Consider the following 12,306-nt stretch of genomic DNA (forward strand, 5'->3'; position numbering starts at 1 on the left):
GGTGAGCGGAATGGGTTGCAGTTCATGTTCAAAGGGACCAGAGGGCTTTCGCGCCTGCGGCAAGGCCGTCGCGCACGGCGGTATCGGCATCGATGACGGTGGGGGCGATGCCGGCGGCGGCAAGGGCGTCCTTGTAGAGTGCGCCGAGCCCGCCGGACACGACGAGCATGACGGGCGTGCCCTCGGCGACGAGGGAGAGGGCTCCGGCGATCTCCAGCCCGATCAGCGTGCCGGAAAGGCGTGCCTTGGCATCCACCGGCGAAAGCCCCGCGATCAGCGAGCCGGCGCGCACGGAGAAGATCTGGCTCGTTGCAAGCGCCGGATTGGCCACCATGCGCACGACTGCGGCGCGGAAGGCGGCGTTGTCGCCGGCAATCGCCACGGTCTCGGCGATGGCGTGGCTGAGGATCGTGTTCCTGGCGATCGCCTCGAACAGCTCACCGGTCATGAAGGTGGAGAACCCCGCGACCTTTCCGCCGGAAAGGCGCACCCACTTGCTGTGCGTGCCGGGCATGCAGACGAGGTGGTCGCCTTCACCCAGCGTGGCGGCGGCACCGAGAAGCTGGGTCTCCTCGCCGCGCATGACATCGGGCGCGGCCGCGTCGCGCTGGGCAAGGCCGGGCAGGATGCGGATGTCAGCGGAAGCGCCGGGAATGCGCACGGCGGCGGCGGGAATGTCGGCAAGCGCGGCGGGCGTATCGAGATAGCCGGCCTCTATCCAGCCCTGTTTGGCCCCGGCCATGCCGCAGATCAGCACCGGCAGGCCGGCGGGTGCCAAGACGGCGGCAAGGTGGCTTTGCAGCACCTCGGCAAAGCCGGTGCGGGCGGCGGTCGTCATGCCTTCGCCGCTGCGGCGTTCGGCGAGCACGTCGCCGTCCTTGCCGATGAGCCAGAGGCGGAAGCTGGAGGTCCCCCAGTCGACCGCGACATAAGCGGGTTCGGGTGTGGTCATCAGAGCATGCCTCCGTCGACGATGAGCGTTTGTGCGGTTATGGCGGCGGAGGCGTCCGACGCCAGGAAAAGGCAGGGGCCGACCATGTCGTCGGCGATGAGCGAGCGTTTCAGGCACTGGCGGGCGATGCCGCCGGCCACCGCCGCCTCGTCGATCCACAGGCGCTTCTGCCGTTCGGTCAGCACCATGCCGGGCAGGATGGCGTTGACGCGGATATTGTCCGGCCCGAGCCGGCCGGCGAGCGACTTGGTGAGGCCGACAATGCCGGCCTTGGCGGTGGCATAGCCGGGAAACTCGCCCATGTTGAGCAGGAAGGCGATGGAGGAGAAATTGACGATCGCCCCGCCGCCGGCTGCCCGCATATGCGGTGCGGCGGCCTGGGCGGCGAAGAAGTGGTGGCGCAGGTTCACCGCCTGGTTCTCGTCCCAATAGTCGGGCTCCACGGTCTCCAGATCGTGCCGGTCGTCGCGCGCCGCGTTGTTGACGAGCACGCTGAGGCCACCGAGCACAGCGGCCGCTTCATCGACCGCCCTGCGCAGCGCATCGATGTCACGCAGGTCCGTCCGTATGTAATGGGGCAGGTGCCCGACCCTGCCTTCGAGTTCCGAGACCAGGGTGCGGCTCTCCACCTCGGCAATGTCGAGAAAGGCGACGCGGGCGCCGGCAGCGGTAAAACCCCTGACCAGCGCCGCGCCGATGCCCGAACCGCCGCCGGTGACGAGCACGCCCTGTCCTGCAAGGTCCGGATAACGCCCCGTCATCGATGGTCTCCAGAAAATTCCATTATTTGGAACTGAGTTTGATTATTCGGAATTATTTCGTTACCATGGCAGCCTGTCAAGGGACGAGCGGGGATGTGGCAATGGCGAACGAGCGGGACGAGGAGGGGGGCACCGGCACGCTCGGCAAGGCGATGGCCGTCCTGGAGACCGTGGCGCTCGCCGAGCGCCCGATGCGTTTCACTGATGTGCTCGCCGTCAGCGGCCAGCCGCGCGGCACGCTGCACCGCCAGCTCTCCCATCTGGTGCAGGAGGGGTTGCTGGAGCTGCGCCCCGACCATGCCTATGTGCCGGGCCTGCGCCTCTTGAAGCTCGCCTCCGCCAGCTGGGCGCGCAACGAGTTCCGCGCCGTTGCCGCGCCCTTCCTCGAGGCGCTGCACCGGCAGACCGGCGAGACCGTGCATCTCGGCGTCCTGCGCGGGCGGGAGATCATCTATCTCGACAAGGTGGAGAGCCGGCAGGCCGTGCGCATGAACTCGCAGATCGGCAATGCCTCGCCGGCCTATTGCACCGGCGTCGGCAAGGCGGCGCTCGCCGCGCTGGATGCCGAGGCGCTCGACGCCCTCCTGTCCGGCCTGGAGTTCCGCCGGTTCACGCCGCAGACGATCACCAGCCGCGCGGCGCTGCTCGACGAGCTGGCGCAGATCCGTTTGAGTGGCATCGCCTTCGACCGGGAGGAGCACGAACCGGGCATCCGCTGCGTCGCCGCCCCGGTCTTCGACGCCGGCCGCGCGCTCGTTGCCGGCGTTTCCGTGACGGGGCCGGCCTATCGCGTCGGTGAGGCGCAGCTCGACGACTGGGCGCCGCGCGTGCGGCATGCGGCCGGCGCCATCATGGCGGAATTGTCGGCCCGCCTCGGTCCGCAACGGTAAGTCGAGAGGCAAGGTCCGTAAATGATGGCATGGTTGTCTTATGGCGCCATTTTACGGTAAATTAGAAAATCGCGCTGGACGTGGAGTTGGGGCATCATTAGCTTCCCTCACGACCAGCTCACGAGTTGCGTCGCTCGCCGCGGACTTGAGGCGCGGTTCATCGAACATACTTGCATTGGGATACGGGGGTTCCTGGAGCAAGCAGTGCATTGTGACGGCATTTTTGCCGCACGGGCGCGTGCGTGCTGAAGGAAGATGGATATGGCGGATCGATTTCATACGGCGTCTGCGCGGTTCCGGCATCGGCGGGACCCGGATCCGGCGACGCTGGGCTCGCAGGAAGACGTCGCCGAGACGCTGGACAGCCTTGCCAAGCACTATGGCCTTCGCGGCTACCTCCTGATCAACGTCCCGTCGGAAACCTCGACCGACTTCTCCTCCAACGTGCTGCTGACGTCCTGGCCGGACGAGATGCTCAAGACATACGACCATGCCGGCCTGATCTTCGGCAGCCCCGTCATCGAGCGCCTGCGCCAGAGCACCAACCCCTTCACCTATGATGCGGACCGCACGAACCGGCGCAGGGCCGATGGCAAGGCGGCGATCGCGGCGAGCCTCTTCGAACGGCACGGCCTGTCGCGCGGGGCCTATTTCCCGGCCCACAATTCGGTGGGTCTGCGCGGCGCGCTGGCCTTCGGCGGCACGCGCGACGTGCTCAACCCGCGTGAGATGGCCGAACTCAACGCGGTCGCGAACCTCATCTTCACCGAAGTCGTCGAGCTGCGCGCCGGCCGCCGGCAGAACGTTTCGCTCTCGCGCCGCGAGATCGAGTGCCTGTCCTGGGCCTCGGCCGGCAAGACGAGCGTGGAAATGTCTGAAATCCTCGGCCTTTCGGAATATACGGTCAATCATTATCTCAACCGGGCGACGCGCAAGCTCGATGCCGTCAACCGGGTCCAGGCGGTCGCCAAGGCGATTCGCGCTGGGCTTTTGAACTGATGCATAAAAAAACCTTGCGACTTTCTGGAATGCGTGCGGTTCCGCTCCAAATGCCCAAGGCTAAGAACAAAATTGCGGGGGACCATGACGGCTGACGAAACGAGCAGCACCGACAACCAGCTACGGGACGAAGGCAGCGAGATCGCCGCTCTCGAAACGCAGTTCGACATCGTGCGCTATATGCGGCGCAAGTGCGAGGAATACGGGCTCAAATTTTTCATCGTCTTCAACCTGCCGGGCTTCGAGGCGGAGAAGCTGTCGGCCTATTCCATCGTCAGCAACTGGCCGCAGGAAATCCTCGGAAAATACGATGCGCTGCGCATGGTTCGCCACAGCGCCGGCATCCGTAAGCTACGGCTTACCACCGTGCCGTTCTCCTATGACATGCGGGAATGGATCGGCGAATCCTCCGAGCAGCTGGATTTCACCGAGCTGGTCGGCGCCATGACCAGCCACGGCATGCTGGCCGGCCACTTTTTCCCCGTGCACGATGCGCTCGGCAATCGCGGCGCCGTCGTCTGGGGCGGCGAGAGCCCGACACTCGGCCGCGACGAGCGGCTGATGCTGCAGATGATCTCCGTCCACCTCTTCAACCGGCTCGCGGAGATCGGCGCGGCCTGGAAATCCGGCCAGGTCGTGCTCACCGAACGCGAGATCCAGTGCCTCAGCTGGACCGCGGCGGGCAAGACCAGCCTGGAGATCGCCGAAATCCTCGGCCTGTCCGAGCATACGGTGAACCACTACCTCAACCAGGTCACGCGCAAGCTGGAGGCGGTCAATCGCACCCAAGCCGTGGTCAAGGCCATCCGCCGCGGGCTGATCGCCTGAGCGGGAGCCGAGGCTTTCGGTCACGGGCGAAAACGTTTGGCGAGCGCCTTTCCGTGCACTATCTACGGAAAAAAGGGCCGCGGCCTGATGCCGCGACGGGTCGATCGAGGGTTTCATGACGGATGTAAGCAAGGAACAGGTGCTGGAACGGCTGCGCACGGTGCGCGGCCCGGACATGGACGGCAACATCGTCGACCTCGGCCTCGTCTCGGATGTCTTCATCTCCGACGGCAAGGCCTATTTCTCGATCACCGTGCCGGCCGAGCGCGCCCGCGAGCTCGACCCGATGCGCGCCGCCGCCGAGCGCGTCGTCAAGGAAATCCCCGGCATCAAGGCTGCCATGGTGGCGCTGACGGCGGACAAGCGCGCCGCTTCCGGCCCCGCCGCCGCCCGCGCGCCGACCCCGCCGCCGCCCGGCCGCGGCGATGCGCACGGCCATGCCGGCCATGCCCATGCCGCGCCCGGCCAGCCGCCGCAGCGCGCGAAGTCCGGCATTCCCGGCGTCGGCGCCATCATCGCCGTCGCGTCGGGCAAGGGGGGCGTCGGAAAATCCACCACCTCCGTCAACCTCGCCCTGGCGCTGAAGGCGAACGGCCTTCGCGTCGGCATCCTCGACGCCGATATCTACGGCCCGTCCATGCCGCGGCTCCTGAAGATCTCCGGCCGGCCGCAGCAGCTCGAAGGCCGTACGATCAAGCCGATGGAGAACTACGGCATCAAGGTCATGTCCATGGGCTTCCTCGTCGACGAGGAGGTGGCGATGATCTGGCGCGGGCCGATGATCCAGTCGGCGCTGATGCAGATGCTGCGCGAGGTCGCCTGGGGCGAGCTCGACGTGCTCGTCGTCGACATGCCGCCGGGCACGGGCGATGCGCAGCTCACCATGGCCCAGCAGGTGCCGCTTGCCGGCGCCGTCATCGTCTCCACCCCGCAGGACCTTGCCCTCATCGATGCGCGCAAGGGCCTCAACATGTTCTCGAAGGTCGAGGTGCCGGTGCTCGGCATCGTCGAGAACATGAGCTATTTCATCGCGCCCGATACCGGCAACCGCTACGACATCTTCGGCCATGGCGGCGCGCGCAAGGAGGCCGAGCGCATCGGCGTGCCGTTCCTCGGCGAGGTGCCGCTGACCATGGATATCCGCGAGACTTCCGATGCCGGCACGCCCGTCGTCGTTTCCAATCCGGATGGCGCGGCGGCGAAGACCTATCGCGCGATCGCCACCCGCGTCTGGCAGGAACTCCAGGCGATCGAGGGCAAGGGCGCGCGCGGCGCGCCGGCGATCGTCTTCGAATAGTGGCGTCGATTTCATTCGACCCCCTTCTGCCCCGCCGGGCATCTCCCCCTTGAGGGCAGGGCCATTGCATGGAGGAAAACGGTAGCCCCATCCCCTTCTCCCCCGCGGGGAGAAGGTGCCGGCAGGCGGATGAGGGGGAGTGCCGCAACACAAACGAACCGTCGGAGCCACCCCCTCATCCGACCCTTCGGGCCACCTTCTCCCCGCGGGGGAGAAGGGGAAAACGGCAAGGTCGAATTCCATATGCGATAGCCCTGCCCTCAAGGGGGAGATGCCCGGCAGGGCAGAGGGGGTAAGCTCCCGTGCACACGCCGATGGAACCAAAAGCAGGGTCCTTGCTTTTTATGTTGTGCCGCGCAATATGCGCGGCCGACCGCTGAAGCGTGGCGTCCAGTCAGGAGTGTGAGCGATGGTCCTTCCCGGAGCCATTCGCCGGTGATCACGGTTTTCCGCCCCAACGGCGAGGCGCGCGCCCTGCCGGCAGAAACCGATTCTGCGGCCGCCGAGGCCCTTGCCGGCGCCGTCTGGGTCGATCTGCTCGAACCCACCCGCAACGACGAGGCCGTGATCGAGCGGGTCCTGTCGATCGACGTGCCGACGCGCGACGAACTGAAGGACATCGAGCCGTCGAGCCGGCTCTATACGGACGGCAATGCTGCCTACATGACGGCTTCGCTGATGGTGAAGGCGGAAAGCGACCTGCCGCACCTGACCGACGTTGCCTTCATCCTCACGCCGGACCGGCTGCTGACGGTGCGCTATGCCGAGCCGCGCTCCTTCTCCCTTTTCAAGAGCGCGATGCACCGCATTCCGGGCGGCTGCGGCACGCCCATCGTGATGATCACGCGGCTTCTGGAAACCATCGCCGACCGCACCGCCGAAATCCTCGAGATCGCGGTTTCGCGCGCCGACAAGCTCTCGCTCGAAGTGTTCGGCGACAAGCGGCATCTGAGCCGCCGCCCGCCGCGCTATCTGGAGGACCGCGTCGTGCAGGTCTCCGCGCTCCACCGCCTTGTCGCCAAGACGCGTGACAGCCTGATGTCGCTCTCGCGTGTCCTGACCTTCCTGCATGGCCTGCCGGCGCTGCAGTCCGATCGCGAGAGCCTGGAGCTCTGCCGCACGGTGACGCGGGACGTACAGTCGCTCTCCGAGCACGCCAATTTCGTCGCCGGCAACATCACCTTCCTGCTCGATGCCTCGCTCGGCCTCATCAACCTCGAGCAGAACGCCATCATCAAGATCTTCTCGATCGCCTCCGTCGTGCTGCTGCCGCCGACGCTGATCGCATCGACCTACGGCATGAACTTCGAGTTCATGCCGGAACTGCACATCCCCGCGGCCTATCCGCTGACGCTGGCCGCCATGGTGCTGTCGGCGATCCTCCCCTTTTTCTTCTTCCGCTGGAAAGGCTGGCTCTAGGCCTGATCGTCCCATGCAAGCACATGCCGCCGGCGCTCCGCATTCCCGCAGCAGGGCGCGCACGCTGTTCCTTCTCGCGCTCGGCTCCGTCGGCGTCGTCTATGGCGACATCGGCACGAGCCCGCTCTATGCCCTGCGCGAGGCGCTGCGCCCGGTCGCCGGCGACGGTCTCGTGCGCGAGGAGGTCGTCGGCCTCATCTCGCTGATGATCTGGACGCTGACGGTCATCGTCACGCTGAAATACGTGCTCTTCCTGCTGCGCGCCGACAACCACGGCGAGGGCGGCACGCTCTCCCTGCTGGCGCTTCTCACGAAGACCGCGGGCCGGCATGCCACCGTGCTCTTCTTCATGGGGGCGGCCGGCGCGGCGCTCTTCATCGGCGATGCGATGATCACGCCGGCGCTGTCCGTCCTTTCCGCCGTCGAGGGCCTGAAGCTCGTGACGCCGACGCTCGACGACTATATCGTGCCGATCTCCGTCGTCATCCTCGTCATGCTGTTTGCCGTGCAGTCCTGGGGCACGGCCGCCGTGTCGAAGTTCTTCGGCCCGATCACCGCCCTCTGGTTCATCGTCATGGGCCTCGGCGGCATCAGCCATATCAGCGACGACCTCGGCATCCTGGCCGCCTTCAACCCGTATTATGCCGTGCTGTTCATGTATAACGAAGGTTATGTCGGCCTCGTCGTGCTGGGGGCGGTCTTCCTGACGGTGACGGGGGCGGAGGCGCTCTATGCGGACCTCGGCCATTTCGGCCGGCGGCCGATCCAGTGGGCCTGGTTCTGCCTGGTCTTCCCGGCGCTGACGCTGAACTATCTCGGCCAGGGCGCGCTGGTGCTTTCCCATCCCGAGACGATCGCCAATCCGTTCTTCCTGATGTTCCCGAAATGGGCGCTGCTGCCGGTCGTCGTCCTTGCGACCTTCGCGACGATCATCGCCAGCCAGGCGGTCATCACCGGCGCCTTCTCGCTGACGCGCCAGGCGATCCATCTCGGTTTCCTGCCGCGCATGGAGATCTTCCACACGTCCGAGACCCAGACCGGCCAGATCTATCTGCCGGGCGTCAACACGGTGCTGCTCTTCGGCGTCATGCTGCTCGTCTTCATATTCGGTTCCTCGGAAGCGCTGGCGACCGCCTACGGCATTTCCGTCACCGGGGCGATGGTGGTGACGACCGTGCTTGCCTTCGAGTTCCTGCGCAGGCGCTGGCGCTGGACGCCGCTTGCCGCCGCCGCGGCGCTGCTGCCGCTCTTCCTGCTCGAACTCACCTTCCTCGGCGCGAACCTGCTCAAGGTGGTCGACGGCGGTTATGTGCCGGTCATGATCGCCGGCGCCGTCGTCGTCCTGATGTGGACCTGGACCCGCGGCACGAGGATCCTGCGCGAAAAGACCCGGCGCATCGAGGTGCCGCTGCCCGCCTTCGTCAAGTCCGTGGAAAGGCCCGGCGCGCATGCCCCGGTGCAGGTCACCGGCACGGCGATCTTCCTCACCAGCGATCCGGACTTCGCCCCCGCCGCGCTGCTGCACAACATCAAGCACAACCACGTCCTGCACGAACGCAACTTCATCCTGACGATCAAGACCGCCAACACGCCGCGCGTCGCTCCGGCCCAGCGGTTCTCGGTCGAGAAGATCTCGGAGCGGTTCTCGCGCATCGAGATGCATTTCGGCTTCATGGAGACGCAGAACGTCTCCCAGGCGCTCGGCCTGATGCGCAAGGCGGGGCACAGGTTCGACATCATGTCGACCTCGTTCTATCTCGGCCGCCGCAAGCTGGTGCCCGACGCCGAATCGGGCATGCCCATGTGGCAGGACCGGCTTTTCATCGCGCTCGCCAACATCGCCACCGACCCGTCCGACTATTTCCGCCTGCCGACCAACCGCGTGGTCGAGCTCGGCTCGCATGTCGTGATCTGACGAAAACGTGAAGGGGAGGTGAACGCCTCCCCGAAAGCCGTTTATCAGCATTAACCAACCATCAAGGTTAATGCTTCATTTTACCCTGACAACGAGCCGCTTCGGGCCCGTGCTTCGGCGCGGAAGGGCTCCCATACAGTCAGTTTCGGGCAGGAGGACACGCCATCGACAATGGCGGCGCGCCTGCGCATGCGTGCGGAGTAAGAAGTTGCGTAAGCGTAACATTCGTCATGCGGCGGCCGGCCGCTTCCTCGCCTATCTGAAGCGGGAGTGGAAAATCCCCCTGGCCGTCGGCCTCGGCCTCGTCGCCACCTTTCCGACGCCGGCCGCCCATACGGACCTTGCCACCTATCTCGCCGGCCTCAACCGCAAGGGCGGCAACCAGACCATGGTGCTGACCCGCTCGCCCGCCGGCTCCATTCACGAGGTCGAGATCGCCTTCGCCGACGCCATGACGACTGGGGGCATCGAAAGCGGCGCGGGCGTGGAGCTGCCGGGCGGCGTCACGGCGGCGCTGCGCAGCGAGCACAAGGGCAAGGGCGGCATTCCCGACGAGGACCGCGTCAACCGCCGCGACAAGAAGGGCCGCATCGTCGCCGTCCTGCCGGTGACGCCGCCGAAGGGCTTTGCCGCCGGCTCGATCCTCGATCGCACCAGCTTCCTGCTCTCGCCCGCCTTCGACACCGGCCAGCGCATGGCCTTCGCCAAGCCGCAGATCAAGGGCAAGGAAATCGAGATCGCCACCGCCTTCTACAAGAAGGAGCCGGTGCGCAGGAATCCCGGCGTCTCGCCCGTCATCGCAAGCCTCGTCACCAACGACAATGCCGACGTGCTGGCGACCGCCTATGCCCGCGTCGAGCCGGATTATGCCCGGGAATCGCCCTTCGATTCGATCCTCAAGCCGAAGACGGAACTCGGCCGCTTCGTGCCCGACATCTCGCCGGACGATCACGCCTGGGCGGCCACGCCGCTGCCGGCGGAGGTCTTCACCGCCAAGGAGCAGAAGTGCCTTGCCGAAGGCATCTATTTCGAGGCGCGCGGCGAGGAGCTGAAGGGCCAGGCCGCCGTCGCGCAGGTCATTCTCAACCGCGTGCGCAACCCCGCCTATCCGAAGACCATCTGCGGCGTCGTCTACCAGAACGAAAACTGGCGCAACCGCTGCCAGTTCTCCTTCGCCTGCGACCGCATTCCCGACCTGATCCTCTCGCCCTGGCACTGGAAGACCGCCAAGGAGATCGCCATGGCGGTCACCGCCGGAAAGATCTGGTTCGACGACGTCGGCTCGTCCACCCACTACCACGCGACCTATGTGAACCCGCCCTGGGGCCGCACGATGAAGCGGGTGGCCAAGATCGGCAAGCACATCTTCTACCGCACTTATGGCGGCGGCTGGAGCTGAGGAGCGCTGAGGGGCAGGGCGGGGTGAGTCCGCGCCACAGCCTTCGCGATTCCCGGGACGATCGGTCGCGCCTGATGCGTGATTCCGGCTAATCTATTGATTTATTTCATAATATTTGCTGCTGCGCAAAGCTTCGCCATGCCTTGACTATGCCGGCACCTAAAACTATGTTGCGCCCGACTTCGAAAGGGGTCGGATATGGCTTGAATCCTAGCCTTCAATATGTCCGCAATGGGGCGAAAGCGCCGCGGAACGAAACGGGAGAACGCCATGGCCGACGAACAGAAGAAAAGTCTGGAAGACCGGCTGAAGCGCCTGGATGCGGAACTCGCGGAACGGCGCAAGGACGACGGGGCGGATAGAGCCGCCGAGGCACGGGCATCGGAGAGCCGCAAGGGCTACGCGGTGGCCATGAAGCTCTCGAGCGAGTTCGTCGCTGCTGTCATCGTCGGGGCGCTTCTGGGCTATCTTTTGGACCATTTTGCAGGTACAGGGCCGTGGGGGATGATCGTTCTTCTGCTCCTCGGCTTCGGTGCCGGCGTTCTGAACGTCATGCGCGCGGCTGGCATGGTGGCATCGCCCCATCCGGTCGACAGGCTGGCGGGGCGAGAGCCCGGCAAGGCCGGCAGCGGGCGGGACGAGACCAAACCGAAGGACGGCGCCTGACGGCGTTGTCCCATTCATGGGTGACTTCCGCCGCAAGGCGGGCAAGCGAGAGAGATAGACGGTGGCAAACGATCCGACCCATCAGTTCCTGGTCAACAAGATTGTTCCGATCGAAATCGGCGGCATCGATTTCTCGTTCACCAACGCCTCGCTCTTCATGGTCGCCACCGTCGCGGCCGCCGCGGGCTTCCTCTACTTCACGACCGGCCAGCGCGGCCTCGTTCCGAGCCGCATGCAGTCGGTCTCGGAAATGTCCTACGAGTTCATCGCCTCGATGCTCCGGGAAGGGGCGGGCAGCCACGGGATGAAGTTCTTCCCGCTGGTCTTCTCGCTCTTCATGTTCGTGCTGACGGCGAACCTGCTCGGCATGGTGCCCTATTTCTTCACGGTCACCAGCCAGATCATCGTCACCTTCGCCCTGGCCATCCTCGTCATCGGCACGGTGGTCGTCTACGGTTTCTACAAGCACGGCTTCGGCTTCCTGAAGCTCTTCGTGCCGTCCGGCGTTCCCGGCGCGCTGCTGCCGCTGGTCGTCTCGATCGAGGTCATCTCGTTCCTCTCGCGTCCGATCAGCCTGTCGATCCGTCTCTTCGCCAACATGCTGGCGGGTCACATCACGCTGAAGGTCTTCGCCGGCTTCGTCACCTCGCTCGGCGCGCTCGGCGCCGTCGGTGTCGCCGGTGCGATCCTGCCCCTTCTCATGACCGTCGCCCTGACCGGTCTCGAATTCCTCGTGTCGTTCCTGCAGGCCTACGTCTTCGCAGTTCTGACATGCATGTACCTCAACGATGCCGTGCATCCGGGTGGTCATTAAGGAAACAGTCGTCGGCGCCCTCGGGCGCCGCTCATAAGCCGCAACAACCCATTCAAGGAGTTCAACATGGAAGCGGAAGCAGCAAAGTTCATCGGCGCAGGTCTTGCCACGTTCGGTCTCGCCGGCACGGCTCTCGGCCTCGGCAACATCTTCGGCAACTACCTGGCCGGCGCTCTGCGCAACCCGTCTGCTGCTGACAGCCAGTTCGGCCGTCTCGTATTCGGCTTCGCCGTTACGGAAGCTCTGGGCATCTTCTCGCTGCTCATCGCTCTCCTCCTCCTCTTCGCCGTCTGATATCGGCCGAGGACTGGACCATGGCCTCCGGGCCGTGGTCCATCGTACGTTCCGTACAAGATCTGAGAGTGC

General features: G+C 65.6%; 12 protein-coding genes. 10 read left to right on the forward strand and 2 right to left on the reverse strand.

Annotated features, from left to right (window positions below):
- Window positions 1-28: 28 nt before the first annotated feature.
- Window positions 29-952 carry a 2-dehydro-3-deoxygalactonokinase gene (locus WMC41_RS03385; RefSeq protein WP_432347029.1) on the reverse strand — a complete coding sequence of 308 codons (924 nt, stop codon included), beginning with the start codon at window positions 950-952 and terminating at the stop codon, window positions 29-31.
- Window positions 952-1,713 (reverse strand): SDR family NAD(P)-dependent oxidoreductase, encoded by a 762-nt coding sequence (locus WMC41_RS03390; RefSeq protein WP_432347030.1) that lies wholly within the window; start codon window positions 1,711-1,713, stop codon window positions 952-954. Before WMC41_RS03390 ends, WMC41_RS03385 begins: the two co-directional genes overlap by 1 nt.
- Window positions 1,714-1,814: 101 nt before the next feature.
- Here WMC41_RS03390 and WMC41_RS03395 point away from each other — a divergent pair, with 101 nt between their 5' ends.
- The 10 genes from WMC41_RS03395 (at window position 1,815) to WMC41_RS03440 (ending at window position 12,234) form a co-directional block, all read left to right on the forward strand.
- Window positions 1,815-2,603 carry an IclR family transcriptional regulator gene (locus WMC41_RS03395; RefSeq protein WP_272804597.1) on the forward strand — a complete coding sequence of 263 codons (789 nt, stop codon included), beginning with the start codon at window positions 1,815-1,817 and terminating at the stop codon, window positions 2,601-2,603.
- Window positions 2,604-2,864: 261 nt separating this feature from the next.
- On the forward strand, window positions 2,865-3,602 hold the full coding sequence (locus WMC41_RS03400; protein WP_244767880.1) for a helix-turn-helix transcriptional regulator: 738 nt from the start codon (window positions 2,865-2,867) through the stop codon (window positions 3,600-3,602).
- An 84-nt stretch (window positions 3,603-3,686) separates the two neighbouring features.
- Entirely contained in the window at window positions 3,687-4,430 is a 744-nt protein-coding gene (locus WMC41_RS03405; protein ID WP_244767879.1) for a helix-turn-helix transcriptional regulator, read from the forward strand.
- Between the two features lie 115 nt (window positions 4,431-4,545).
- Window positions 4,546-5,727 carry an Mrp/NBP35 family ATP-binding protein gene (locus tag WMC41_RS03410; RefSeq protein ID WP_244767878.1) on the forward strand — a complete coding sequence of 394 codons (1,182 nt, stop codon included), beginning with the start codon at window positions 4,546-4,548 and terminating at the stop codon, window positions 5,725-5,727.
- A gap of 435 nt (window positions 5,728-6,162) precedes the next feature.
- Entirely contained in the window at window positions 6,163-7,146 is a 984-nt protein-coding gene (locus WMC41_RS03415) for a magnesium transporter CorA family protein (RefSeq protein WP_284220291.1), read from the forward strand.
- A gap of 13 nt (window positions 7,147-7,159) precedes the next feature.
- Entirely contained in the window at window positions 7,160-9,061 is a 1,902-nt protein-coding gene (locus WMC41_RS03420) for a potassium transporter Kup (RefSeq protein ID WP_432347031.1), read from the forward strand.
- Between the two features lie 223 nt (window positions 9,062-9,284).
- Window positions 9,285-10,460 (forward strand): cell wall hydrolase, encoded by a 1,176-nt coding sequence (locus WMC41_RS03425; protein ID WP_244768111.1) that lies wholly within the window; start codon window positions 9,285-9,287, stop codon window positions 10,458-10,460.
- A 270-nt stretch (window positions 10,461-10,730) separates the two neighbouring features.
- Window positions 10,731-11,126 (forward strand): AtpZ/AtpI family protein, encoded by a 396-nt coding sequence (locus WMC41_RS03430; RefSeq protein ID WP_244767876.1) that lies wholly within the window; start codon window positions 10,731-10,733, stop codon window positions 11,124-11,126.
- A 61-nt stretch (window positions 11,127-11,187) separates the two neighbouring features.
- Entirely contained in the window at window positions 11,188-11,940 is a 753-nt protein-coding gene (locus WMC41_RS03435) for a F0F1 ATP synthase subunit A (protein WP_244767875.1), read from the forward strand.
- A 66-nt stretch (window positions 11,941-12,006) separates the two neighbouring features.
- Window positions 12,007-12,234 (forward strand): F0F1 ATP synthase subunit C, encoded by a 228-nt coding sequence (locus WMC41_RS03440; protein WP_024270186.1) that lies wholly within the window; start codon window positions 12,007-12,009, stop codon window positions 12,232-12,234.
- Window positions 12,235-12,306 lie beyond the last annotated feature (72 nt).

The sequence above is a fragment of the Shinella yambaruensis genome, assembly GCF_050859155.1.
In the GTDB taxonomy this organism is placed as follows: Bacteria; Pseudomonadota; Alphaproteobacteria; order Rhizobiales; family Rhizobiaceae; genus Shinella; species Shinella yambaruensis.

What these genes read in the sequence shown, in the direction of transcription:
- WMC41_RS03395 (WP_272804597.1), top strand. Translation starts at nt 1,815, where the DNA reads ATGGCGAACGAGCGGGACGAGGAGGGGGGCACCGGCACGCTCGGCAAG.
- WMC41_RS03385 (WP_432347029.1), bottom strand. Translation starts at nt 952, where the DNA reads ATGACCACACCCGAACCCGCTTATGTCGCGGTCGACTGGGGGACCTCC.
- WMC41_RS03420 (WP_432347031.1), top strand. Translation starts at nt 7,160, where the DNA reads ATGCAAGCACATGCCGCCGGCGCTCCGCATTCCCGCAGCAGGGCGCGC.
- WMC41_RS03405 (WP_244767879.1), top strand. Translation starts at nt 3,687, where the DNA reads ATGACGGCTGACGAAACGAGCAGCACCGACAACCAGCTACGGGACGAA.
- WMC41_RS03390 (WP_432347030.1), bottom strand. Translation starts at nt 1,713, where the DNA reads ATGACGGGGCGTTATCCGGACCTTGCAGGACAGGGCGTGCTCGTCACC.
- WMC41_RS03440 (WP_024270186.1), top strand. Translation starts at nt 12,007, where the DNA reads ATGGAAGCGGAAGCAGCAAAGTTCATCGGCGCAGGTCTTGCCACGTTC.
- WMC41_RS03410 (WP_244767878.1), top strand. Translation starts at nt 4,546, where the DNA reads ATGACGGATGTAAGCAAGGAACAGGTGCTGGAACGGCTGCGCACGGTG.
- WMC41_RS03400 (WP_244767880.1), top strand. Translation starts at nt 2,865, where the DNA reads ATGGCGGATCGATTTCATACGGCGTCTGCGCGGTTCCGGCATCGGCGG.
- WMC41_RS03430 (WP_244767876.1), top strand. Translation starts at nt 10,731, where the DNA reads ATGGCCGACGAACAGAAGAAAAGTCTGGAAGACCGGCTGAAGCGCCTG.